24 protein-coding genes are annotated in these 22,534 nt (G+C 75.1%); 14 read left to right on the forward strand and 10 right to left on the reverse strand.

Going from position 1 to position 22,534, the window contains the following annotated elements; translation table 11 throughout:
* Positions 1-39: 39 nt before the first annotated feature.
* The 10 genes from DMP17_RS38500 to DMP17_RS38545 all read left to right on the forward strand — a co-directional run bounded on the left by DMP17_RS38500 (position 40) and on the right by DMP17_RS38545 (position 9,108).
* Positions 40-1,383, forward strand: a complete 1,344-nt coding sequence (locus DMP17_RS38500) for an MFS transporter (protein WP_226350461.1) — start codon at positions 40-42, stop codon at positions 1,381-1,383.
* A complete protein-coding gene (locus DMP17_RS38505) occupies positions 1,380-2,444 on the forward strand; it encodes an aromatic ring-hydroxylating dioxygenase subunit alpha (protein WP_337832091.1) in 1,065 nt (354 codons plus the stop codon). Before DMP17_RS38500 ends, DMP17_RS38505 begins: the two co-directional genes overlap by 4 nt.
* A complete protein-coding gene (locus tag DMP17_RS38510; protein WP_073577386.1) occupies positions 2,441-2,632 on the forward strand; it encodes a hypothetical protein in 192 nt (63 codons plus the stop codon). Before DMP17_RS38505 ends, DMP17_RS38510 begins: the two co-directional genes overlap by 4 nt.
* A complete protein-coding gene (locus DMP17_RS38515; RefSeq protein ID WP_226350458.1) occupies positions 2,629-3,570 on the forward strand; it encodes a PDR/VanB family oxidoreductase in 942 nt (313 codons plus the stop codon). The genes DMP17_RS38510 and DMP17_RS38515 overlap by 4 nt, the downstream gene beginning before the upstream one ends.
* A 27-nt stretch (positions 3,571-3,597) precedes the next feature.
* On the forward strand, positions 3,598-4,194 hold the full coding sequence (locus DMP17_RS38520) for a phosphoribosylanthranilate isomerase (protein ID WP_226350457.1): 597 nt from the start codon (positions 3,598-3,600) through the stop codon (positions 4,192-4,194).
* Positions 4,195-4,262: 68 nt separating this feature from the next.
* Positions 4,263-5,018: an SDR family oxidoreductase gene (locus DMP17_RS38525; protein ID WP_226350456.1), complete on the forward strand. Its 756-nt coding sequence runs from the start codon at positions 4,263-4,265 to the stop codon at positions 5,016-5,018.
* On the forward strand, positions 5,018-6,160 hold the full coding sequence (locus tag DMP17_RS38530; RefSeq protein ID WP_337832092.1) for a CaiB/BaiF CoA transferase family protein: 1,143 nt from the start codon (positions 5,018-5,020) through the stop codon (positions 6,158-6,160). The genes DMP17_RS38525 and DMP17_RS38530 overlap by 1 nt, the downstream gene beginning before the upstream one ends.
* Positions 6,157-6,798 carry a GntR family transcriptional regulator gene (locus DMP17_RS38535; RefSeq protein WP_226350454.1) on the forward strand — a complete coding sequence of 214 codons (642 nt, stop codon included), beginning with the start codon at positions 6,157-6,159 and terminating at the stop codon, positions 6,796-6,798. The genes DMP17_RS38530 and DMP17_RS38535 overlap by 4 nt, the downstream gene beginning before the upstream one ends.
* Positions 6,799-6,808: 10 nt before the next feature.
* Positions 6,809-7,999, forward strand: a complete 1,191-nt coding sequence (locus DMP17_RS38540) for an alpha-amylase family glycosyl hydrolase (protein WP_337832093.1) — start codon at positions 6,809-6,811, stop codon at positions 7,997-7,999.
* A 221-nt stretch (positions 8,000-8,220) separates the two neighbouring features.
* Positions 8,221-9,108: a hypothetical protein gene (locus tag DMP17_RS38545; protein WP_337832094.1), complete on the forward strand. Its 888-nt coding sequence runs from the start codon at positions 8,221-8,223 to the stop codon at positions 9,106-9,108.
* A gap of 1 nt (position 9,109) precedes the next feature.
* On the opposite strand, the gene DMP17_RS38550 is transcribed toward DMP17_RS38545, so the two are convergent.
* The 4 genes from DMP17_RS38550 to DMP17_RS38565 form a co-directional block, all read right to left on the reverse strand.
* On the reverse strand, positions 9,110-9,874 hold the full coding sequence (locus tag DMP17_RS38550; protein ID WP_337832095.1) for a MerR family transcriptional regulator: 765 nt from the start codon (positions 9,872-9,874) through the stop codon (positions 9,110-9,112).
* Positions 9,875-9,915: 41 nt separating this feature from the next.
* Positions 9,916-11,184, reverse strand: coding sequence for an HNH endonuclease (locus DMP17_RS38555; protein WP_337832096.1), 1,269 nt, complete (start codon positions 11,182-11,184; stop codon positions 9,916-9,918).
* Between the two features lie 208 nt (positions 11,185-11,392).
* Positions 11,393-11,950, reverse strand: coding sequence for a DUF305 domain-containing protein (locus tag DMP17_RS38560; RefSeq protein ID WP_337832097.1), 558 nt, complete (start codon positions 11,948-11,950; stop codon positions 11,393-11,395).
* 63 nt (positions 11,951-12,013) lie between these two features.
* Positions 12,014-12,400, reverse strand: a complete 387-nt coding sequence (locus DMP17_RS38565) for a DUF6153 family protein (protein WP_337832098.1) — start codon at positions 12,398-12,400, stop codon at positions 12,014-12,016.
* A 76-nt stretch (positions 12,401-12,476) separates the two neighbouring features.
* On the opposite strand from DMP17_RS38565, the gene DMP17_RS38570 reads away from it, so the two are divergent.
* The 3 genes from DMP17_RS38570 to DMP17_RS38580 all read left to right on the forward strand — a co-directional run bounded on the left by DMP17_RS38570 (position 12,477) and on the right by DMP17_RS38580 (position 15,371).
* Positions 12,477-12,758, forward strand: coding sequence for a metal-sensitive transcriptional regulator (locus tag DMP17_RS38570; protein ID WP_226350647.1), 282 nt, complete (start codon positions 12,477-12,479; stop codon positions 12,756-12,758).
* 22 nt (positions 12,759-12,780) lie between these two features.
* Positions 12,781-12,984 carry a heavy-metal-associated domain-containing protein gene (locus DMP17_RS38575; RefSeq protein WP_208821024.1) on the forward strand — a complete coding sequence of 68 codons (204 nt, stop codon included), beginning with the start codon at positions 12,781-12,783 and terminating at the stop codon, positions 12,982-12,984.
* A 194-nt stretch (positions 12,985-13,178) separates the two neighbouring features.
* The gene (locus DMP17_RS38580; RefSeq protein WP_226350646.1) at positions 13,179-15,371 is read left to right on the forward strand and encodes a heavy metal translocating P-type ATPase; all 2,193 of its coding nucleotides are present in this window, start codon (positions 13,179-13,181) and stop codon (positions 15,369-15,371) included.
* On the opposite strand, the gene DMP17_RS38585 is transcribed toward DMP17_RS38580, so the two are convergent.
* Both DMP17_RS38585 and DMP17_RS38590 read right to left on the reverse strand, forming a co-directional pair.
* Positions 15,328-16,128 carry a GAF and ANTAR domain-containing protein gene (locus DMP17_RS38585; RefSeq protein ID WP_226366498.1) on the reverse strand — a complete coding sequence of 267 codons (801 nt, stop codon included), beginning with the start codon at positions 16,126-16,128 and terminating at the stop codon, positions 15,328-15,330. The two genes, DMP17_RS38580 and DMP17_RS38585, sit on opposite strands and share 44 nt — an antisense overlap.
* Before the next feature lie 153 nt (positions 16,129-16,281).
* Positions 16,282-17,421 carry an FUSC family protein gene (locus DMP17_RS38590; RefSeq protein WP_337832099.1) on the reverse strand — a complete coding sequence of 380 codons (1,140 nt, stop codon included), beginning with the start codon at positions 17,419-17,421 and terminating at the stop codon, positions 16,282-16,284.
* A gap of 116 nt (positions 17,422-17,537) precedes the next feature.
* Here DMP17_RS38590 and DMP17_RS38595 point away from each other — a divergent pair, with 116 nt between their 5' ends.
* Positions 17,538-18,224: a type 1 glutamine amidotransferase gene (locus DMP17_RS38595; RefSeq protein ID WP_226350445.1), complete on the forward strand. Its 687-nt coding sequence runs from the start codon at positions 17,538-17,540 to the stop codon at positions 18,222-18,224.
* Here DMP17_RS38595 and DMP17_RS38600 read toward each other — a convergent pair.
* From DMP17_RS38600 to DMP17_RS38615, 4 genes are all read right to left on the reverse strand, one after another.
* Positions 18,196-20,310: a xanthine dehydrogenase family protein molybdopterin-binding subunit gene (locus tag DMP17_RS38600; protein ID WP_226366500.1), complete on the reverse strand. Its 2,115-nt coding sequence runs from the start codon at positions 20,308-20,310 to the stop codon at positions 18,196-18,198. The two genes, DMP17_RS38595 and DMP17_RS38600, sit on opposite strands and share 29 nt — an antisense overlap.
* Positions 20,307-21,323 carry an FAD binding domain-containing protein gene (locus tag DMP17_RS38605; RefSeq protein WP_226366501.1) on the reverse strand — a complete coding sequence of 339 codons (1,017 nt, stop codon included), beginning with the start codon at positions 21,321-21,323 and terminating at the stop codon, positions 20,307-20,309. The genes DMP17_RS38600 and DMP17_RS38605 overlap by 4 nt, the downstream gene beginning before the upstream one ends.
* Positions 21,320-21,868: a 2Fe-2S iron-sulfur cluster-binding protein gene (locus DMP17_RS38610; protein ID WP_062396781.1), complete on the reverse strand. Its 549-nt coding sequence runs from the start codon at positions 21,866-21,868 to the stop codon at positions 21,320-21,322. Before DMP17_RS38610 ends, DMP17_RS38605 begins: the two co-directional genes overlap by 4 nt.
* A 78-nt stretch (positions 21,869-21,946) precedes the next feature.
* Entirely contained in the window at positions 21,947-22,513 is a 567-nt protein-coding gene (locus tag DMP17_RS38615; RefSeq protein ID WP_337832100.1) for a TetR/AcrR family transcriptional regulator, read from the reverse strand.
* Positions 22,514-22,534: the final 21 nt, after the last annotated feature.

A 22,534-nucleotide genomic window follows, 5' to 3' on the forward strand; every position in this document is an offset into this window, starting at 1 on the left:
TGCACCACCACGACCGCGCGGCGACGACGGAGTCCCACCATGCGCCCACCCCCCGCGGCGGACACCGTCCGCCGTCTGCTCGACGACGCACCGATGTCCCGCCACCAGTGGGGCGCGGTCGCGGCGTGCGTCCTGCTCAACGTCCTCGACGGCTTCGACGTGCTGGTCATGGCCTTCACGGGCCGCTCGGTCGCCACCGAGTGGGGGCTGTCCGGCAGCCAGCTCGGCCTGCTCCTGTCCGCGGGCCTGGTCGGCATGGCCGCCGGGTCGGTCCTCATCGGACCGTGGGCGGACCGGGTCGGGCGACGGCCGGTCGTGCTGGGCTGCCTCGTCGTCGCGGGGCTGGCGATGCTGGGCTCGGCGGCGGCGCAGTCCCCCGGCCAGCTCGGCGCGCTGCGGCTGGTCACCGGGCTCGGTGTCGGCGGCATCCTCGCCACCAGCAACGTCGTCGCCGCCGAGTACGCCTCGGCCCGCTGGCGGGGGCTCGCGGTCAGCCTGAACTCCACCGGCTACGCGATCGGGGCCGTCCTCGGCGGCGTGCTCGCGGCCACGCTGATCGGGCAGTTCGGCTGGCGGTCGGTGTTCCTCGCCGGGGGTCTGGCCACCCTGGCCGCGGTCCCGCTGGTCTGGTGGCGGCTGCCGGAGTCCCTGGACTTCCTGCTCGTGCGCCGCCCGGCCGGGGCGCTGGAGCGGGTCAACGCGCTGCTGGCGCGGATGGGGCACGCGGCGCTGCCCGCCCTCCCCGACGGCGCCCCGGTGCGGACCGGCGTCGCCGCGGGGTACGGGGCGCTGCTGCGCCCGGCGCTGCGGCGCACCACGGTGCTGCTCTGGGTCAGCTTCTTCTGCGTGATGGCCGGGTTCTACTTCGTCACCAGCTGGACGCCGACCCTGCTCGTCGAGGCCGGGCTCTCCCCGGACGCGGGCATCGCCGGCGGCACCCTGCTCAACGTCGGCGGCATCTTCGGCGCCGCCGGGCTCGGCCTGCTCGCCGCCCGGTTCGCGCTGCGGCACGTGCTCGCCGGGTACCTGCTGGCCACCGCGGTGCTGCTGGCCGTGTTCATCACCAGCACCTCCTCGCTCGCGGTGGCGTTCGTCGTCGCCGCGCTGGTCGGGCTGTTCGTCAACGGCTGCGTCGCCGGGCTGTACGCGATGGCACCGACCTCCTACGGCGCCGACGTGCGCACCACCGGCGTCGGCACCGCGCTCGCGGTCGGCCGGTCCGGGGCGATCCTCGCGCCGACCCTGGCCGGGGCGCTGCTCGACGGCGGCGCCACCCCGCAGTCGCTCTACCTGCTCTTCGCGGCCGTGTTCGTCGGCGCGGCCGCCCTCGTCCTGCTGCTCCGCCGATCCGGCACCCCCACCACCCAGGGAGTCCCCGCATGAGCTCGATCCCCCGCGACCAGTGGTACGTCGCCGCCTACTCCGCCGAGATCGGCCGCGAGCTGTTCGGCCGCACGATCTGCGACGAGCCGATCCTGTTCTGGCGCACCGAGGCCGGCCAGGTCACCGCGCACGCCGACCGCTGCGTGCACCGCCGGTTCCCGCTGTCCCAGGCCCCGAGCCGGCTCGTCGGCGACACCGTCGTCTGCGGCTACCACGGCTTCACCTACGGCGCCGACGGCAGGTGTGTGGCGGTGCCGGGGCAGAACCGGGTGCCACGCACGGCCCGGCTGGCGGCCTACCCCGTCGTCGAGCAGGACTCGCTGATCTGGGTCTGGATCGGCGACCCGGAGCTCGCCGACCCGCTGCGCATCCCCCGCGCGACCTACCTCGACGACGCCGCGTGGACCACGGTGCGCGGGATGGAGCCGCTGGCCGCCCGGTTCTCGCTGCTGGTGGACAACCTGCTCGACCTGTCGCACGAGACCTACCTGCACGGCGGCTACATCGGCACCCCCGAGGTCGCGGCCACCCCGATCTCCACCGAGGTCGACGAGGACGCCGGCGTCGTCTACGTCTCCCGGCACATGGCCGACGCCGAGTGCCCGCCGTTCTACGAGCGCTCCACCGGCCTGTCCGGGCGGATCTCGCGCTGGCAGGACATCGAGTACACCCCGCCGTGCCTGTACAAGCTGCACTCCCGGATCGCGCCGGTCGGCTCGGTCCCGCACCCCGACGGCTCCGACCCCGACGCCTTCCACGTGGAGGTCGTCTACGCGATCACCCCGGAGACCGAGCACTCCACACACGACTTCTGGATGGTTGCGCGCGACTTCGCCCCGGGCGACGTCGAGGTCTCGGCGTTCCTCGCCGAGCAGAACCGCACCGTCGTGCTGCAGGACGTCGAGGCGCTCGACGTGCTGGAGAAGGTGATCGCGACCGAGCCGGCGGGCTACCAGGAGCTGTCGGTCAACATCGACACCGGCGGGCTCGCCGCACGCCGGATGCTCGCCCGGATGGCCGGTTCGGCACCGGCGGTCCCGTCCCCGGCGCCCGCCCGGTGAGCGCGATCCCCGAGGCCCCGCCCGTCCTGCACGGGCACCGTGTCCAGCGCATCCACTGGGTGCTGGGCACCGACCTGCTGCGCGCGGTGTGCCACTGCGGCGCCGAACGCGTCTTCGACGACCCGGTGCCGCTGTGGGACTGGCTGCTGGGCTGCCCCGTGGACCACGAGACCTGGAGTACGTCGTGACCGAACCCGAGCTGCACCTGGTGGTGGAGAAGAAGGAGCTCCTCGCCGACGACGTCGTGCTGCTGACCCTGCGCGACCCGTCCGGCGCCGAGCTGCCGGAGTGGACGCCCGGTGCGCACCTCGACCTCGTCCTGACCGCGGACCTCGTCCGGCAGTACTCGCTGTGCGGGGACCCGGGCGAGCGCTCGGTCTACCGGGTCGCGGTGCTGCGCGAACCCGCCGGGCGGGGCGGCTCGGCGCACGTGCACGACGTCGTCGCCGAGGGCGACACGGTGCTGGTCCGCGGGCCGCGCAACCGGTTCGCACTCGTCGACGCCCCGGGCTACGTGTTCGTCGCCGGCGGGATCGGCATCACCCCGCTGGTCCCGATGATCGCGGCGGCGCACGCCGCGGGCGCGGACTGGCGGCTGGTCCACGGCGGGCGCAGCCGGGCGTCGATGGCGTTCAGCGAGCTCGCCGGGCGTCACCCCGACCGGGTGGCCCTGGTGCCGCAGGACGAGGCCGGGCTGCTCGACGTCGCCGGGATCGTGGCCGCGGCCGCCGGGCGACCCGTGTACTGCTGCGGGCCGGAGGGGCTGCTCGCCGCCGTCGAGGCCGAGGGGGAGCGTCTCGGCGTGCCGGTGCACGTGGAACGGTTCTCCGCCCGGCCCGGCGCGCTCGACGGCCCGGACGAGGCGTTCGAGGTGGAACTGTCGGGGTCGGGGACGGTCGTCGCCGTCCCGGCGGGCTGCTCGATCCTCGACGCCCTGGAGGGCGCCGGGATCGCGACGCTGTCCTCGTGCCGGGAGGGGACCTGCGGGACCTGCGAGACCGGGGTCCTCGCCGGCGAGCCGGACCACCGGGACTCGCTGCTCACCGAGGAGGAGCAGGCGTCGAACGAGGTGATGATGCTGTGCGTGTCGCGGTCCCGGTCGCCGCGGCTGGTGCTCGAGCTCTGAGCCCGGGCGCCCCGTAGGGTCGGGCGCGTGTTCGTCAAGGTGTGCGGGCTGCGGACCCCCGGTGACGTCGACGCGGCCGTGGCCGCCGGCGCCGACGCGGTCGGGTTCGTCGTGTACCCGCCGAGCCCCCGCCACGTCGACCCGGCCGACCTCGGCGCGCTCGTCGCCCGGGTGCCGGACGGCGTGCGGTCGGTGGTCGTCGTCGCCGACCTGCCCGCCGACCGGGCCGCGGCGGTGACCGCCGACGCCGGCGCCGACGTGCTGCAGCTGCACGGCCGCTACACCCGCGACGACTTCACCGCGGCCGCCCGCGCGCCGATCACCCTGTGGCGGGCGACCTCGCTGGCCCACGACCCCGACCTCACCGTGGGCCTGTACGGCGAGGACGTGCTGCTGCTCGACTCCCCCGTCGCCGGGTCCGGCGAGCGCTGGGACGCCGAGGCGCTCGACCCGAAGCCGGACGGGCCGTGGTTGCTCGCGGGCGGGCTGGACCCGGACACCGTCGCCACCGCGGTGCGCCGGGTCCGTCCCTGGGGCGTCGACGTCTCCAGCGGCGTCGAGTCGTCCCGCGGCGTGAAGGACCACGCCCGCATCCGCGACTTCGTCGCCGCCGCCCGGGCGTGATGCACGATCCTCACGGATGATGCATGATCCGTGAGGATCAGGCATCGTCTCGACGTCGAGGAGCCGTCATGGCCGCGGGCGCACTGCAGGGCAAGGTCGCGATCGTCACCGGAGGGGCGTCCGGCATCGGCCGGGCCACGGCCGGGCGGTTCGTCGAGGAGGGGGCGTCGGTCGTCGTCGCCGACCTGGACGGGGAGGCGGCGGAGCGCGCCGCCGCCGAGCTCGGTGAGCGGGCGGTCGGACTCCGGGTCGACGTCACCGACGCCGCGGCGAACGCCGCTGCCGTCGAGCGGGCCGAGGCCGCGTTCGGCCGTCTGGACCTGCTGTCCTGCAACGCCGGGCTCACCGGCTTCCCCGTCCCCGCGCTCGACGCCGACCCCGAGGAGTTCTCGGCGATCTTCGACGTCAACGTGAAGGGCGTCTGGCTCGGTGTGCGCGCCGCGGTGCCCGCCATGCGACGCACCGGCGGCGGCGCGGTCACGATCACCGGGTCGGTGATGGGCGAGCGGACCCGTCCCGGGTTCGGCGCCTACGCCTCGTCCAAGGCCGCCGCCAACCACCTCGCCCGCACCCTGGCCCTGGAGCTGGCGCCCGACATCCGGGTCAACTGCCTGGCCCCGGTCGCCACCGACACCCCGATGCTGCCGAAGTTCCTCGGCACCGACGACCCCGAGGCGGCTCGCGAGCGCTTCGTCGCGGGCATCCCGCTGGCCCGGCTCGCGGAGGCGGGCGACGTCGCCGACGCCGCGGTGTTCCTCGCCTCCGACGCCGCCGCGTTCCTGACCGGCGTCGTCCTGCCCGTCGACGGCGGGCGGAGCATCTGATGACACTCCCCCTGGAGGGACTGCTCGTCGTGTCCTGCGAGCAGGCCGTCGCCGCACCGCTGGCGACCCGGCACCTCGCCGACCTCGGCGCCCGCGTCATCAAGATCGAACGCGAGGGCTCGGGCGACTTCGCCCGCGACTACGACGAGACCGTCCACGGCATGTCCAGCCACTTCGTGTGGCTGAACCGGTCCAAGGAGTCGGTCACCCTCGACCTCAAGTCCGACGACGGCCGCGCCACGATGCTGCGGCTGCTGGAACGGGCCGACGTGTTCGTGCAGAACTTCGCCCCGGGTGCCGCCGAGCGGCTCGGGCTCGGTGCCGCGGCGCTGCGCGAGCGGTACCCGCGGCTGGTGACCTGCTCGATCTCCGGCTACGGCTCGTCCGGCCCGTACCGCGACGCCAAGGCCTACGACCTGCTCATCCAGTCCGAGGCCGGGCTCGTCTCGATCACCGGGACCGAGGACGCGCCGGCGAAGAGCGGCATCCCGGCCGCCGACATCGGTGCCGGCATGTACGCCTTCTCCGGCATCCTGTCCGCGCTCTACGAGCGGGAACGCACCGGGCAGGGCACCGACCTCGAGGTCAGCCTGTTCGACTCGCTGGTGGAGTGGATGGGCTACCCGCTCTACTACGCCGGCTACGGCGGCACCGCCCCGAAGCGGACCGGCACCAGCCACGCCGCGATCGCCCCGTACGGCACGTTCTCCGCCGGCGACGGCACCGACGTCGTCCTGTCGATCCAGAACGAACGCGAGTGGGCGACGTTCTGCGAGGTCGTGCTGCGCCGCCCGGAGGTCGCGACCGACCCGCGGTTCGCGAGCGGCCGGGCCCGGGTGGAGAACCGCCTCGACCTGCACGCCGAGATCGACACCGTGCTCACGGGCCTGACCGGCGACGAGCTCGTCGCGCGGCTGGTCCAGGCGCGGGTCGCGCACGCCCGGCAGCGCGAGGTCGGGGAGGTCCTGGAGCACCCGCAGCTCGCCGCGCGCGACCGGTGGACCGAGGTCGGCAGCCCGGTCGGGCCGCTGCGCGCACTGCAGCCGCCGATCACCGTCGCCGGACGGACCGCGCGGATGGACCCGGTCCCGGCCGTCGGCGAGCACACCGCGGCCGTCCTCGCCTGGCTCGACGAGCGGTGAGCACCAAGCGGGACCGGATCGTCGACGAGCTGCGCCGCGACATCCTCGGCGGCGGCCTCGCCCGCGGGACGCCGCTGCGTCAGGACGAGCTGGCCCGCCGGTTCGGCGCGTCCATCACCCCGGTCCGCGAGGCGCTGAGCCTGCTGTCCGCGGAGGGGCTGGTCGTCGCCGAGCACCACCGCGGGGTGCGGGTCGCCGGCGTCGACGTGGACCGGGTGACCGCGACCTACGTGGTGCGCCGGCTCACCGAGGCCTACGCGGTCCGCCGCGCGACGCCGCGGGTCTCGCGGCACGACCTCGCCCGGGCCCGCGCCGTCCTCGACCACCCCGCCGACGACCCGGCCGCCGCCCGCGAGCGGAACCGCGAGTTCCACTTCCTGCTCTACGACCGGTGCGGCGTGCCCGCGCTGCCGGAGCGGATCGCCGCGCTGTGGCAGGCGTTCCCGTGGGACCTGACCCTGCACGACGACGACCGCGCCGCAGCCTCGGCCGCCGAGCACCGGGCGATCCTCGACGCGGTGACCGACGGCGACGCCGACCGGGCCGCTGCCGCGACCGAGGAGCACGTGGCGGGCGGGTTCGCCTCGCTGCTCCGCGCGCTCGGCGGGGCGCGGGCCGGGGACCCGTTCGACGACTAGGGTCGCGCGGATGGACTGGGTACGGCACGCGATCTGGTGGCACGTGTACCCGCTGGGGTTCACCGGGGCCCACCCCGACCGCGGCGACGGCGCGGACCACTCGCTGCGGCGGATCATCGGCTGGCTCGACCACGCCGTCGCGCTGGGGGCGAACGGGCTCCTGCTCGGCCCGGTGTTCGCGTCGGCCACCCACGGCTACGACACCACCGACCACCTGCGGATCGACCCGCGCCTGGGCTCGGACGCCGACTTCGACGCGCTCGTCGCCGAGGCGAAGGGACGCGGCCTGCGGATCCTGCTCGACGGCGTGTTCAACCACGTCGGCCCCGAGCACCCGCGGCTGCTCGCCGCCCGCGCCGACCCCGGCGGGCCGGACGACGCCTGGTTCCGGCACACCGACAACGGGGAGATCGCCGTCTTCGAGGGCCACCCCGGCCTGCACACCCTCGACCACGACAACCCCGCGGTCCGCGACCACGTCGTCGAGATCCTCTGCCACTGGCTCGACCGCGGCGCCGACGGGTGGCGGCTCGACGCCGCCTACACCGTTCCCGACGACTTCTGGGCCGACGTGCTCCCCCGCGTCCGCGAGCGCCACCCGGATGCCTGGTTCCTCGGCGAGGTCATCCACGGCGAGCACGACGCGGTCACCGCCGCCACCACGATCGACGCGCTCACCCAGTACGAGCTGTGGAAGGCGATCTGGTCGAGCCTCAACGACGGCAACCCGCACGAGCTGGCGTGGGCGCTGCAGCGCCACGACCGGTTCGTCGCCGCCGCGGTGCCGAACACCTTCGTCGGCAACCACGACGTCACCCGGCTCGCGTCGCAGCTGCACGACCGCCGCCACATCGAGCTGGCCGTCGCCGTGCTGTGCACCGTCGGTGGCACCCCCTCGGTCTACGCCGGCGACGAGCTCGGCCTCACCGGGGTCAAGGAGGAGCGGGCCGGCGGCGACGACGCGGTCCGCCCCGAGTTCCCCGCCGACGGATCCCTCCCCTCCGGCGCCGACCCGCACGTCCTGGCCGTGCACCAGGAGCTGATCGGACTGCGCAGGCGCCACCCCTGGCTGTACGACGCGCGGACCGAGGTGCAGGAGGCCACCGACGACCGGCTCGTCTACGTCAGCCACGGCGACGGCGGCGCGCTGCGGGTCACCCTCGACTACGCCGCGGGCACCTGGGACGTCCAGGACGCCTGACCCACCTCGGCAACAGGTGGATCACGGTTGATCCTTCCGGCCGAGCGGCCTGCCACTCGCAGCACCGCGACGGCCGGTGGTCGCGGACCGGCCCCACGCGGACAACCCGATCCGTACGGTCGATCACGGAACGGTCACGGTCCTGATCCCCAGCAGGACCCGCGCGCCCCGCTCCCCAGGCACACGGGCGCAGCCGTCTCCGACGAGGAAGGACGCCCTGCGTGCCGAGGAACATCCCCGGCTCAGTGGCGGCCCGGCGCTCCCCGAGCCGGACCGACCCGAGCCGACCCCTGCCGTCGACGACCGTCGTCACCCGTGACGTCGGCCCGGAGCGGGGCGGGAGGCACCGCCGCGCGGGGCGGGCCCGCACCCTGCAGGCACTCACCTCCGCGCTCGCCGGTGGCGGCCTCGTCGCCGCGCACGCCGCGACGGGCGGTGGGCTCCCCCGGGTCGACGACCTCGCGTTGCAGGCGTTCAGCACCCCGGCCGCGGACGCCTCGCTCACCGAGGCGGCGTCGGCCACGCCGTCGGCGCACGCCGGCGCGGCCCGGTCGCTGGCCGAGCCGCCGCCCCCGGTCGACGTCGACGCGATCGTCGGCGCCGCGGACGGTGCGGTCGGCTCCGCGGTGAAGGCCCGCGACGAGGCGCGCGAGCGCGCCCGCGCCGCCGCCCGCGAGGCCCGGGAGGCGGCCGCGCGCGCCGCCGACTCCGCGCGGTCCTCGGCCGGGACCTCCGGCGCCCCCTCGGGCGGCGGTCCGACCGGGTCCACCACGTGCGCCCTGGGCACCGCGGGCATGGAGGGCGTCGCCGCGAACGTGGCGACGGCCGGGGAGAAGCTGCGCTGCCTGTTCGGCGTCGACTCCGTGCTGGGCATCGGCAGCCGCGGGAACGCCTCCGACCACCCCAGCGGCAAGGCTCTGGACTTCATGGTCGACAAGGCGACGGGCGACCGGCTCGCCGCCTACGCCAAGCAGAACTGGGACGACCTCGGGATCTCCTACATCATCTGGCAGCAGCGCATCGACACCGGCAGCGGCTGGAAGGCCCAGGAGGACCGGGGCGGGGCGACGGCGAACCACATGGACCACGTGCACATCTCGTTCACCTGAGTCACGGCTGCTCCAGGCGCTCCGCCGCGTACACGGCGATCGCGTCGCGCAGGTAGCCGCTCAGCCCGGCGCCGTGCGCGTCGATCTGGCCGGCGAAGCGCGGGTCGTCGGCGTAGAGCTCGTCGAGCCCGGTGTAGGCCTCGCGAGCCGGCACCCAGAACCGGCTCACCCAGCGATGGTGGTCGGCGACGATCTCCTGCACCGACGGCGCGTCGACCGGGTCCCCGGCGGAGCGTGCCGTGGCGAGCCGGCGCAGGACCGACTCCCAGTCCGCGGTCAGCTCCGTTGCGTCGGCGCGTGTCCAGTCGGCGACGCGTTCCTGGACGGCGACGGCGTCGGCGCCCCAGCGGTCCCGGGCCTCGGCCCCGTGCGGGTCGTCCCGGAATGCCTCGAACATCTCCTCGGCGGTCATCTCGCCTCTCCCCTCTCGTTCTCCGATGGATCGTGCGACGGTGTCGGCGAGCCGGCGCAGGCGCGCGATCTCGTCGAGGAGCCGCCCGTGGTGGACACGCAAGGCGTCCACCTCCGCGGCGTCCGACCCGGTGTCGAGCACCGCGGCGATCTGCGGCAGGCCGAGTCCGAGCTCCCGTAGCAACAGCACGTGCTGCAGCCGACGCAGCTGCGTCCGGCCGTAGAGGCGCCGTCCGCCCGGGCCGGTCCCGGCCGGGGGCACGAGTCCGATGTGGTCGTAGTGGCGCAGGGTGCGTGAGCTGACCCCGGCCAGGCGGACCACGTCGTCGGTGCTCCAGCAGGGCTCGTCCGTCATGGGAGCGACGGTAGAAGTTGACGTAGCGTCAACCGCAAGTGTCAGTCCGGTCCGCGGTAGGTGTGCCCGGTCGGAGTGGTAGTGACGACGGCCCCGTCGGGGGCACGGGCCACGTGCCAGCCGGGTTGTTCGCGGACGTGGTTGTGGAACTCGCAGACCCCGCGTCCGTTGTCCAGCTCGGTGCGTCCGCCGTCGGCGTCGCGGTGGATGTGGTCGACGTGGCGGACGGGAGCGTCGCAGTAGGGCTCGGTGCACCGGTTCTGCGCCCGTGCTTTCACGAGGGTGGCGAGGAGTCCGGAGAAGGTACGCCTGCGGGAGTCGCCGCCGATGACCAGGCCCTGGTCGGTGAGCAGTCTGCGCAGGGACTTGGCGCCCTCGGAGGTGGCGAGCAGGTCGGCCGGAACGGGCCCCAGGCCGGGGATCTCCGCGGGCAGCGGGGACCTTGGGTCAAGCAGGGCCTGGACCGGGACGGTGACCTGCACTTCCAGGTTCACCGCCGTCGCGGTGGCCTGCCCGGTGACCCGCTCCACGAGGGTGTCGGCCAGAACCTGCCCACGGGTACGGGTCAGCGGCGCCGGGTCGACCTGGACCTCGACGAACGCTCTCTGTAGTGCGGCGAGGCAGGCGGCGCCCTGTTCGACCGGGACGTAGGCGGTCAGATAGCTCATCGCATCCGGTGCCGGGCGCAGTGTCACTCGGCGTTCGGCCTTGGCGGCGTGGACGCGGGCGCGGAAGCGGTCGGGGGCGATCTCGGCGACCAGACGCCGGGTCATCGCCCGCAGCCGCCCGATGCCGTACCGGGTCAGGTCACGCACGGCGGCGAGCCGGGCGTCGACCCGCGCGCGCTGGGTGGTGTTGAGGTCGCGGCATTCGACGGCGATCGCGGTGACCTTGGCGGCGCTGAGCTGACCGGCCTGGTGGAGACACCGGATGTCGTCGAGTCCGGAGTGCAGGTCGCGGGCGTCGGCGATGCGGGTGCGGGCCTCGGCGGTGGAGACCCGGCAGGCCAGCTGTACCTGGGCGATCACGCTGCGGTGGATCTTGTCGAAGTCGCTCCGGTCGTCGACACGCCGGTTCTCGACATGGGCCTGGGCGAAGACCCGGATCCGGTCCGCCTGAAGGGCGGCCAGGGAGGCCTGGAGGGTCTCGATCTCCTGGATCTGGTCGATCAACTCTGACTCGGACCACGCGCAGGTGTCGGCGCCGAGGGCTTGTTCGACGTGGAACCGGAGCAGGGTGAGGTCACCGGAGGGGAACCCGTCGCCGGGCACGCCGGTGGCGTGGGCGGGTGGCTCCTGGGTGGCGGTCACACCATCGAGAGTGCTCGAACGTGTGTTCGATCGCTAGTTTACGTTCGCTATTGCGAATCGCTGAGCTGGGACAACGGTGGGCCGTACGGACGAGGCTCGGGGAGCGCGGCGCGGCGCCGCCCGGACGACGGCGGGGCGCGGTCGACCGAACCGACCGCGCCCCGCCGACGCTGCCCACGGCCCGAGCCGTGCGGCGACCGGGCCCACCTCAGCCCAGCAGCGCCCGCATCTCCGCGATCTCCGCCTGCTGCGCGTCGACGATCCGCTGTGCCAGCTCCCGGGCCCGAGGGTCCACCCCGGCGTCGAGCTCCGCGCGGGCCATGGTCACCGCCCCCTCGTGGTGGGCGATCATCATCTCGAGGAACGACCGGTCGAACGCGGCGCCGGACGCGCGCCCCAGACCGGCCATCTGCTCGTCGGACATCATCCCGGTCATCCCGGCCATGTCGCCGTGACCGCCGTGGTGGTCCGCGGCGGGTGCGGCGCCCCAGTCGGCCAGGAGCCCCTGCAGCTGCGCGATCTCCGGGCCCTGGGCCGCCTCGATCCGGGCGGCGAGGTCGCGCACCGGGGCTCCGGCGCGGCCGTCGGCGAGCCGCGCCATCGCGACCGCCTGTTCGTGGTGCGGGATCATGCCCTGGGCGAAGGCGACGTCGGCGCTGCTCGACGAGGCCGCGGGCGGGGCGGACGCTCCCCCGCCGGCACAGCCGGTCAGGACGAGGGCAGCGGCCAGTGCCGTGGCGGCGAGCGCCACGTTCGTGCGTGTCATGTGTCGGTACTCCCGTGTCGTGGGTGCTCGGCGGCTCCGGCGCTCTCCCGCGCCGGAGGCCGGTCACGTCCGCGACACGCAGAGCAGCGCGAGCCGCCGTGGGACCGGGGGCGGGCGGGCCGTCGGTGCGGTCCGCGGGCGTCCCGGACCGGCCGCCCGGCGCGACGACGGCAGCGGCGCGAACCCGGACAGCAGCACCGCCGCGGCCAGGACGACCCCGGCCGCGAGCACGGCCAGGCACAGGTGCAGCAGGTGCGACGCCCCGTCGTGGGGCATGCCGTGCGGGTCGGGACGCGACGCCCCCTCCACCCCGTGCGGGACGGAGGGTACGGCGACCGCGGGAGCGTGGTGTACACCGGAGGGCGCGGGCGGCGCCGCGAGCGCGTGCATCCCCAGCAGCCCGAACAGCACCGGCAGCACGAGCACGAGCAGCCGGGTCCGGTCCGTCACACCCCGGACGCTACAGCCCGGGTGGATACCGTTACCCCCTAGGGGTATGGTGACGGTGGACCCCGAGGAGGACGCGATGCCCGGCTACGCCGACACCAAGGACGCGCACGTCAAGCGGATGCGGCGGATCGAGGGCCAGGTCCGCGGCATCACCAGGATGATCGAGTCCGACAAGTACTGCATCGACGTGCTGACCCAGGTCGCCGCGGTCAACAAGGCCCTCGAGGCCGTCGCGCTGGGTCTGCTCGACGAACACCTGAAGCACTGCGTCGCCGACGCCGCCACCGAGGGTGGCCCCGTCGCCGAGGAGAAGATCCGGGAGGCCAGCGCGGCGATCGCCCGGCTGGTCCGATCCTGACATCCGAACGGGAGAGAGCACGATGAGCACCGCCAGCTACACCGTCACCGGCATGACCTGCCAGCACTGCGTCGCCTCGGTCACCGAGGAGATCAGCGAGATCGCCGGCGTCACCGACGTGGCCGTCGACCTGCCGACCGGCGCCGTCACCGTCACCAGCGACGACGAGATCTCCCCCGACGCCGTCCGTGACGCCGTGCACGAGGCGGGCTACCAGCTCGTCTGAGCACCCCTGACCACCCACCCGGCGCGGGTCGCCACCGCCACCCGCGCCGGGTCACCCCCGGAGGACCGACCATGAGCGACACGTCCCCGGCCCACGGACCCGTCACCGCCCTGCCCCGCGCAGCCGCGACCGGGACCGTCGCCGAGAACGGCGCGGGCAGCACCGTCACCGAGATCGAGCTCGCCGTCGGCGGCATGACCTGTGCGTCCTGCGCCAACCGCATCGAGCGCAAGCTCAACAAGCTCGACGGCGTCACCGCCACCGTCAACTACGCCACCGAGAAGGCCCGGGTCAGCGCGCCCGGTGGGATCGGCATCGACACGCTCGTCGGGACCGTCGAGGCGGCCGGCTACACCGCCACCCCGCCGAGCGCGGAGGCCGACGAGGACCCCGAGCGCGACCTGCGCGACCTGCGGAACCGGCTCATCGGAGCCGCCGTGCTGTCGGTGCCGGTCGTCGTCGTCGCGATGACGCCCGCATGGCAGTTCGTCGGCTGGCAGTGGGTCTCGCTGCTGCTGACACTGCCGGTCTGGGGCTGGGCGGGCGCGCCGTTCCACCGCGCCGCCTGGACCAACCTGCGCCACGGCGCCGCCACGATGGACACCCTCGTCTCGATGGGGACGACGGCCGCGCTCGCCTGGTCGCTCTACGCGCTGTTCCTCGGCACCGCCGGGATGCCCGGCATGGTGCACCCCTTCGAGCTGACGATCTCGCGCACCGACGGCAGCGGGAACATCTACCTGGAGGTCGTCGCCGCGGTCGTCACGTTCGTGCTGGCCGGGCGCTACGTCGAGCTCCGCTCCCGCCGCCGGGCCGGTGCCGCGCTGCGCGCGCTGCTGCAGATGGGCGCGAAGGACGTGACGGTGCTCCGCGACGGCGCCGAGGTGCGCGTCGCCGTCGACGAGCTCGCCGTGGGCGAGGAGTTCGTCGTGCGCCCCGGGGAGAAGGTCGCCACCGACGGCGAGGTCGTCGACGGCCGCTCGGCGGTCGACGTCTCGATGCTGACCGGCGAGTCGGTGCCGGTCGAGGTCCGGGCCGGGGACACCGTCGTCGGCGGGTGCGTGAACTCCGGCGGGCGGCTCGTCGTGCGGGCCACCCGGGTCGGCTCGGACACCGCGCTCGCGCAGATGGCGCGGCTGGTCGAGGAGGCGCAGAACGGCAAGGCCGAGGTGCAGCGCCTCGCCGACCGGATCTCCGCGGTGTTCGTGCCCGTCGTCGCCGTGATCGCCGCCGCGACGCTGCTGGTCTGGATCCTCACCGGCGCCGTCGCCTCGACCGCGTTCACCGCGGCCGTCGCCGTGCTGATCATCGCGTGCCCGTGCGCGCTCGGGCTGGCCACGCCGACCGCGCTGCTCGTCGGCACCGGGCGCGGCGCCCAGACCGGCATCCTGATCAAGGGGCCGGAGATCCTGGAGTCCACGCGCCGGGTCGACACCGTCGTGCTCGACAAGACCGGCACCGTCACCACCGGCACCATGGCGCTGACCGGCGTGCACACCGGCGACGGGACCGACGAGGCGACCGTGCTGCGCCTCGCCGGGGCGCTGGAGCGCGCCTCGGAGCACCCGGTCGCCGCCGCGATCGCCGGGGCGGCGGCCGAGCGGGTCGGTGACCTGCCCGCCGTCACGGACTTCACCAACCACGAGGGCCTCGGCGTGCAGGGCGTCGTCGACGGCCACGCCGTGCTCGTCGGCCGTCCGCGGCTGCTCGAGCAGTGGTCGGTCCCGCTGTCCGACGACCTCGCCGCGGTCGCCGCGGACGAGGCCGCGCGGGGCCGTACGACGGTCGCCGTCGCGTGGGACGGGGCCGCGCGTGCCGTGCTCGTCGTCGCCGACACCGTCAAGCCGACCTCGGCCGAGGCGATCGCGGAGTTCCGCAGGCTCGGGTTGCGTCCGGTGCTGCTCACCGGGGACAACCGGGCCGTCGCCGAGACCGTCGCCCGTGAGGTCGGCATCGAGCCCGGCCCGGACACCGTCATCGCCGACGTGCTGCCCGCGGACAAGCTCGCCGTGGTGGAGCGGCTGCAGGAGCAGGGCCGGGTCGTCGCGATGGTCGGCGACGGCGTGAACGACGCGGCCGCGCTCGCCCGGGCCGACCTGGGCCTGGCCATGGGCACCGGCACCGACGTGGCGATCGAGGCGTCGGACATCACCCTGGTCCGGGGTGACCTGCGGGCCGCGGCCGACGCCGTCCGGCTGTCCCGGCGCACCCTGGGCACGATCCGGGGCAACCTGTTCTGGGCGTTCGCCTACAACACGGCCGCGATCCCGCTGGCCGCGTTCGGGCTGCTCAACCCGATGATCGCCGGAGCGGCGATGGCGTTCAGCTCGGTGTGCGTGGTGCTCAACAGCCTGCGGCTGCGCCGGTTCCGCCCGCTGGCGGACTGACCCCCTCCGCCGTCGGGTCGCGGCTCAGGTGCTCGGCGATCGCGCGGAGCTTGATGTTGAGGTGCTGCGAGGCACGGGTGAGCCGGTCGAACGCCTGCTCCGAGGAGATCCCGTAGCGCTCCCGCAGGATGCCGATCGCCTCGCCGATCACCTGCCTGCTGCGGACCGCCTCCTGCAGGTTCTCCCGCGTACGCACCGCGTCGATCGCGACGGCGGCGTGCGCGGCCAGCACCGCGATCCGGTCCTGGGCGGCGGTGTCGAACGCGCCGGCTGCGCCGAAGACGTTCAGGGCGCCGGTGGTGCGCTCGTCGGTGAACAGCCGGGAGGCCACCACCGAGCCGATGCCGCGGCGCGCCGCGGCCGGGCCGAACCGGGGCCAGCGCCCGTCGTGCCCCAGGTCGGCCGACACGACGTTGCGGTCCGCGCTGATCGCCTGGAGGCAGGGGCCCTCGCCCAGCTCACGCTGCAGATCGTCGACGGTCCGGGCGCCCGGACCGGTGCACGCCGGGGTGGCGACCTTTCCGCCGGAGGTCAGCGTGAGCGTGGCGTGGGTGCAGCCCTCGACGAGCGCGGTGCACGCCTCGAGCACACGGTCGCACGCGTCGGCCGCGTCACGGGCCGCGTAGAGGTGACGCGACAGTCCGGCCATCGTCCGGGCCAGCTCCTCGGGCGCGCGCCCGGCGTCGTCGTCGGCGCGGAACTCCGACGACGCCCCCTCGGACAGGTCCTCGGTCCAGGAGGTCCGGCGTCCCGGCATCAGGCGCTCCTCGTCCGTTCGCGGTGATCGAGGTGAGGTTCGGGGCGGCCCCGCCGGCTGCAGGATCTCAACCGACAGGACCTGGGCCGGCGTACGCCCCGGGTACGAGTGCCGACATGGACCTGACGTACCCCGTCGGCGGCCGCCCACACGTCACCGGTCCGCCGGATGCAGATCCGGGCTGCGGTCGGCCGGTCCGGCGTGCAGGTGGTCCAGGCAACGCCGCAGGTGCAGCACGATCCCCGACGCGGCGAGGCTGTCCTCCCAGCCCGCGCGCTGGGAGTCGAGCCGGTCGGTGACCCGGTCCAGCGCCTCCCGGGCGGCGGCCAGGTGGCGGCGGTGCCCGTCGAGCCCGGCGGGTGCGGGGCCGCGGGTGAGGTGCGCCAGCTCCGCCGACCGGATCGCGGTGGCCAGGTCACGCATCGCCTCCGCGACCGGGGTGCGCAGCTCCGGGTCCAGGACGAGCACGGTGCGCTCGGCCCACGCCGTCTGGGCCAGGACCGTGCTGACGTCGCGGACGAGCACCGCGAGCTGTTCCAGGGTCTGCGCGGCCTCGTAGAGCTGCTGGCCGCGGGCCCGGTAGGCACGCGCCCGCAGGTTGGCCCGCCGGCCGGCGTCGGCGGAGCGGACCGCCTCCCGGGTCGCGTCGATCAGCGGCTCGAAGTCGTGGCGGTGGCGGGTCCACTCCTCGCGCTCCGGCGGCCACCGCTCGGCCAGGACCTCCGCCATCTCCTGCAGGTGGTCGGCGATGCCGTCGCGCAGCCGCGCCACCACTCGGTGCGCGCGGGCGTTCTGCGGCGGAGGCGGCAGGGCCAGGGTGACCGCGACCCCGACGAGCACGCCGAGCAGGGTCTGGCCGAGGTAGCCCGCCATGAAGCCGGACGGGTCCGTCGCACCGATGAGGATCGTGAACAGCGCCGCGGTGGGGACGAGGTCGCGGGCCGCGGAGAGGATCGGGACGGCACCCACCGCGATGCCGGCGAGGACGGCCGCGGCCACCGCCCACCACTGCGCGCCGCCCAGGTGCAGGGCGGCGGCACCGAGGCCGACGCCGAGGCCGGTCGCGAGCACCGCGTACAGGCTCTGGCGCAGCGAGTCGAAGACGGTCGGGTAGCAGACGAGCAGGGCACCGAGCGGCGCGTAGTAGGGGTACTGGCCGAGGACACCGGGGACGAGGGTGGCGAGATACCAGGCGGCGCCGGCCGCGGCGCCGGCGCGCCAGGCCAGCCGCATGCGGTGGCGCAGTCCCTCGGTGAACGGGGAGGCCGGGGAGTTCGGGTGGTGCGGGATCAACGACGGCTCCGTCGGTCGTGCAGGTGGTGCGGGAGCGGGGCCGGCTGTTCGACCGCGAAGGGCGCGCACTACCCGCGACCGCGCGGGACAAACCCGGGTGGTGGCAGGGTGTGCCAGTGCGCGCCATCGTGATCGGCCACGACCACGTCGCCGGGCTCGGGCTGCTCGGCCGTGCCCTGGAACGACGCGGGATCCGTCCGGAGTGGACGACGGTGGTGCCCGCGGACCGGTACGACACCCCGGACGTCGACGCCGGGTTCCCCGACCCCACCGGGGCCGGCCTGGTGGTCACGCTCGGCGCGCCGTGGCCGAGGGAGCGGATCGCAGGGTGGGCGGCCCGTGAGGTCGCCTTCCTGCGCCGGACGCACGACGCCGGGGTGCCGGTGCTGGCGGTCTGCTTCGGCGCCCAGCTCCTCGCCGAGGCCCTCGGCGGCTCCCGGACGACGCTGCCGGCCGCGCGGATCGGATGGCACCCGGTCGACCCGGTCGACGGCCGCCTCCCGGCCGGGCCGTGGTTCTGCTGGAACGCCGAGCAGCTCGTCGCGCCGCCCGGGGCGGAGCTGCTCGCCACCAGCGGGGCCGGGCACGAGGCGTTCGTGGCCGGTCGCAGCGTGGGCGTGCAGTTCCACCCCGAGATGACCGTGGACCTGCTGGAGCGCTGGTACTCCCTCGGCGTGCCGGACGGTCTCGACGCCCACGCGCTCCGGGCGGCGACGGCGGCGCAGGACCCGCAGCGGCTCGCCGAGCGGGCCGAGCGGGTCCTGGCGCTCGCGCTCAGGCCCCCAGGAAGTGCTCCAGGGTGATCGGCAGCGACCGGACCCGCACGCCGGTGGCGTGGTGGGCGGCGTTCGCGACGGCCGCGGCCACCCCGACGATCCCGATCTCCCCGATCCCCTTGGCGCCCACCGGGTTGACGTGCGGGTCGTCCTCGTCGACCCACTCGGCGTCGATGTCGCCGACGTCGGCGTTCGCCGCCACGTGGTAGCCGGCGAGGTCGTGGTTGACGACGTGCCCGCGGGCCGGGTCGACGACGCCCTCCTCGTGCAGCGCCATCGACAGCCCCCACACCATCCCGCCGAGGAACTGCGAGCGCGCGGTCAGCGGGTTGAGGATGCGGCCCGCGGCGAACACCCCCAGCATCCGCGGCACCCGGATCTCCCCGGTGTCGGCGTGCACCGCGACCTCGACGAAGTGCGCCCCGTGCGCGCCCATCGCGTACTCGGCCATCGCCGGGTTGTGCCCGGCGACGCCGTCGGCCTCCGCCGCGTCCTCGGGGTCGGTGCCCCACTTGTCGCGGAACCGGTCGGCGGCGTCGACGATCGCCGTCGCCCAGGACGCGGTGCCCGCGGAGCCGCCGGCCACGGTCGCGTGCGGCAGACCGGTGTCGCCCAGGTTCAGGTCGACCTGCGCGGGTGGCACCCCGAGCGCCTCGGCGGAGATCTGGGTGAGCACCGTGCGGGCGCCCTGCCCGATGTCGGCCGCGGCGATGTCCACCCGGTAGCGGCCGGGCGCACCGGCACCGCCGGCGTCGAACCGGATCGCGGCGGCGGAGCCGGGCATCGCGAAGGACGGGAAGAACGCGGCGGCCACGCCGGTGCCGTGCCACCAGCCGTCGACGAGCCGGGTGCGCGGGCGCGGGTCCCGGTCGGCCCAGCCGAACCGCTCGGCGCCGCGCCGCAGGCAGGCCACGAGGTTGCGGCTGGAGAACGGCCTGCCGGTGTCGGGGTCGACGTCGGGCTCGTTGAGGATCCGCAGCTCGACCGGGTCGATCCCGAGGGCGACGGCGAGCTCGTCGAGCGCGGACTCCGCGCCGAAGCTGCCGGGCGCCTCGCCGGGTGCGCGCATGAACGTCGGCGTGGACAGGTCCAGCGGCACGACCCGGTGCGAGGTCCGCCGGTGCGGCGACGCGTACAGGTGCCTGCTGATCACCGCGGTCGGCTCGCCGAACTCGGCCATCCGCGCCCCGGACTCGACGACGTCGTGGCCGAGCGAGTGCAGCCGCCCGTCGGTCCCGGCGCCGAGCCGGAGGCGCTGCACCGTCGCCGGGCGGTACCCGGTGGTGTCGGTCATCTCGCGGCGGGTCAGCGACAGCTTCACCGACCGGCCGGGGACCGCGCGCGCGGCGAGCACCGCCAGGACCGACCCCGCGTGCAGCGCCCCCTTGGTGCCGAACCCGCCGCCGACGTGCGGCGAGACGACGGTGACGGCGTCGTCGCCGATCCCGAACAGGGCCGCGACCTGGCGTCGCGCGTCCCAGACGGCCTGCGAGGACTCGAACAGCGTGAGGTGCCCGCCGTCCCACCGCGCGACGGTGGAGTGCGGCTCCATCGGGTGGTGGTACTCGATCGGCGTCGTGTAGGTGGCGTCGACCTGCACGGGGGCCTCGTCGAACGCCGTCTCCGGGTCGCCGGTGCGGGTGTCCGGCGGGAACGCGACGACGACCTCGGGGGTGTAGGCCTCGGCCGACCCCGGGTCGAACGCGGTGGTGGCGGGCTCCGCGTCGTAGTCGACGACGACGAGGTCGGCCGCCTCCCGGGCCGCCTCGGCGGTCTCGGCGAGCACCGCGGCGACGTACTGGCCGCGGTGGTGCACGGCGCCGGTCTGCAGGACGGCCTGCTCGGTGTTCGCGCCGTCGTCGAGGCGGGGCGCGGTGTCCGGGGTCAGGACGGCGACCACCCCGGGGACCGCGGCCGCGGCGGTGGTGTCGACCGAGCGGACCCGGCCGCGGGCGATCGTCGCCCCGACGCCGCGCAGGTGCAGCGGTGCGGCGGCGTCCTGCTCGTAGGCGTAGACGGCGTTGCCGGTGACCTTGGCGGGGCCCTCGATCCGGGTGTGCGACGTGCCTGCGGCGCCGTCGGTCGTGGTGCCGGGGGTGACGGTGCTGGTCATGCGGCCTCCGTCCGGTGCGCGGCGAGGCCGCGCAGGGTGGCGGTGACCGTGCCGGCCACCAGCGGGATCTTGAAGGCGTTGCCGCCGACGGCGGTGTCGACGGCGCGGGCGTCGGCGGTCTCGGCCGCCGCGGCGGCGCGGAACGCCTCGTCGGTGGCGGGCCCGCCGAGCAGCGCCTGCTCGGCGCGGTGCGCCCGCCACGGCCGGTGCGCGACCCCGCCGAGGGCGATCCGCACGTCGCGGACGGTGCCGTCGTCGGCGACGTCGAGGGCCGCGGCGACCGACACCAGCGCGAACGCGTACGAGGCGCGGTCGCGGACCTTGCGGTAGGTGGAGTGCGCGGCGACCGGCAGCGCGGGCAGCTCGACCGAGGTGATCAGCTCCCCGTGCTCCAGCACGGTGTCGCGGCCCGGGTCGTCGCCGGGCAGCCGGTGCAGCTCGGTGGCGGCGACGGTGCGCTCCCCGTCCGGGCCGAGGACGTGCACGCGGGCGTCGAACGCGGCCAGCGCGACCGCCATGTCCGACGGGTGGGTCGCGATGCAGCCGCCCTCGGGTGCGCCGAGGATCGCGTGGTGGCGGGCCCAGCCGTGCTGCGCGGAGCAGCCCTGCCCGGGGTCGCGCTTGGTGCAGGGCGCGGTGAGGTCGGCGAAGTAGGAGCAGCGGGTGCGCTGCAACAGGTTCCCGCCGGTCGTCGCCATGTTGCGCAGCTGCCCCGAGGCCCCGGCGAGCAGCGCCGCGGACAGCGCCGGGTAGTCGCGTCGGACCCGCGGGTCCACGGCGACGTCGGTGTTGCGGGCGCCCGCGCCGATGGACAGGCCGCCGTCGGCGGTCGGGGTGATCCCGGTGGGCAGCAGGCCGGTGACGTCGACGAGCGTGCCCGGCTCGACCAGGCCCAGCTTGAGGTGGTCGACGAGGTTGGTCCCGCCGGCCAGGTAGGCGGCGGACGGGTCGGCGGAGACCGCGGCGACCGCGGCCGCGGCGTCGCCGGGACGGGTGTAGGCGAACGGCTTCACCGCGACGCCCCCGTCCCGGTGCCCACGGCACCGACGGCGTCGACGATGCCGGAGTAGGCGGCGCAGCGGCACAGGTTCCCGGACAGGCGCTCGGCGATCTCGGCGCGGTCCAGCACGGCCGGTCCGTCGCCGGACAGGTCGGCGGTGACCGCGCTGGGGTGCCCGGCGCGGGCCTCGTCCAGCATCCCGACGGCCGAGCAGATCTGGCCGGGGGTGCAGTAGCCGCACTGGTAGGCGTCGTGGGCGACGAAGGCCTCGGCGAGCGGGTGCAGGTCCGCACCGGTGCCGAGGCCGTCGGCGGTGGTGACCGCGGCGTCGTCGTGGGCGACGGCGAGCGAGAGGCAGGACAGCACGCGGCGGCCCGGCCCCTGTTCGCCGGGTGCGGCCAGCAGGACGGTGCACGCACCGCACTGGCCGTGGTCGCAGCCCTTCTTGGCGCTGGTCACGCCGAGCCGGTCACGCAGCGCGTCGAGGACGGTGGTCCGGGTGTCGACCGTCAGCTCGTGGCGACGGCCGTCGACGGTGAGGGAGATCGTGGAGTCCACGATGGTGCGCTCCTTCGGGAGACGGAGTGGAGACCTTGAAGCGGAGCCTCCTCCGGAAATATAGGAACGATGTTCCGGTTACGCAACCCGGAGGCCCGCGAGGAAGAAGCCGACGGCGCGGCGGGCGTCGTAGGCGGGATCGGCCTCGGCGCCGAAGCACAGGTTGCCGATCCCCCGCAGCACCTCGTAGGCGGTGACGTCGGACGGCAGCTGCCCGGCCTCCCGTGCCGCCCGGACGATCTCCTCCCCCGCCGGCAGCAGCCGCTCCAGGAACAGCTCGTGCAGCGCGGCGGAGCGGCCGTCGTCGTGGACGAGCATCGCGACCAGCCCGTGCTTGGTGACGAGCAGGTCGACGAACTCCCCGACCCAGGCCGTGAGGGCGTCGAACGGCGTCGGACCGGCGTCGAGGCAGGTCCGTGCGGCCGCCGCGCACCCCTCGACCTGGTGCCGGTAGACGGCGACGACCAGGTCGGGCCGGGTCGGGAAGTGCCGGTAGACCGTCCCCACGCCGACACCGGCACGGGCGGCGATCGCCCGGACCGGCGCGTCGACGCCCGCGGTCACGAACTCGGCCGCGGCGGCCTCGAGCAGGGCGGCACGGCTGCGCCGGGCGTCGGACCGGACCGGTACCCGCTGCACACCCACCGCACACTCCCTTGCCGACCG

The organism is Pseudonocardia sp. TMWB2A (assembly GCF_017312135.1).

Excerpts from the sequence above, each read along its gene's own strand:
- DMP17_RS38500 (WP_226350461.1), top strand. The coding sequence starts at position 40 with ATGCGCCCACCCCCCGCGGCGGACACCGTCCGCCGTCTGCTCGACGAC.
- DMP17_RS38505 (WP_337832091.1), top strand. The coding sequence starts at position 1,380 with ATGAGCTCGATCCCCCGCGACCAGTGGTACGTCGCCGCCTACTCCGCC.
- DMP17_RS38525 (WP_226350456.1), top strand. The coding sequence starts at position 4,263 with ATGGCCGCGGGCGCACTGCAGGGCAAGGTCGCGATCGTCACCGGAGGG.
- DMP17_RS38530 (WP_337832092.1), top strand. The coding sequence starts at position 5,018 with ATGACACTCCCCCTGGAGGGACTGCTCGTCGTGTCCTGCGAGCAGGCC.
- DMP17_RS38540 (WP_337832093.1), top strand. The coding sequence starts at position 6,809 with ATGGACTGGGTACGGCACGCGATCTGGTGGCACGTGTACCCGCTGGGG.
- DMP17_RS38550 (WP_337832095.1), bottom strand. The coding sequence starts at position 9,874 with ATGACGGACGAGCCCTGCTGGAGCACCGACGACGTGGTCCGCCTGGCC.
- DMP17_RS38560 (WP_337832097.1), bottom strand. The coding sequence starts at position 11,950 with ATGACACGCACGAACGTGGCGCTCGCCGCCACGGCACTGGCCGCTGCC.
- DMP17_RS38570 (WP_226350647.1), top strand. The coding sequence starts at position 12,477 with ATGCCCGGCTACGCCGACACCAAGGACGCGCACGTCAAGCGGATGCGG.
- DMP17_RS38575 (WP_208821024.1), top strand. The coding sequence starts at position 12,781 with ATGAGCACCGCCAGCTACACCGTCACCGGCATGACCTGCCAGCACTGC.
- DMP17_RS38580 (WP_226350646.1), top strand. The coding sequence starts at position 13,179 with ATGACCTGTGCGTCCTGCGCCAACCGCATCGAGCGCAAGCTCAACAAG.
- DMP17_RS38585 (WP_226366498.1), bottom strand. The coding sequence starts at position 16,128 with ATGCCGGGACGCCGGACCTCCTGGACCGAGGACCTGTCCGAGGGGGCG.
- DMP17_RS38600 (WP_226366500.1), bottom strand. The coding sequence starts at position 20,310 with ATGACCAGCACCGTCACCCCCGGCACCACGACCGACGGCGCCGCAGGC.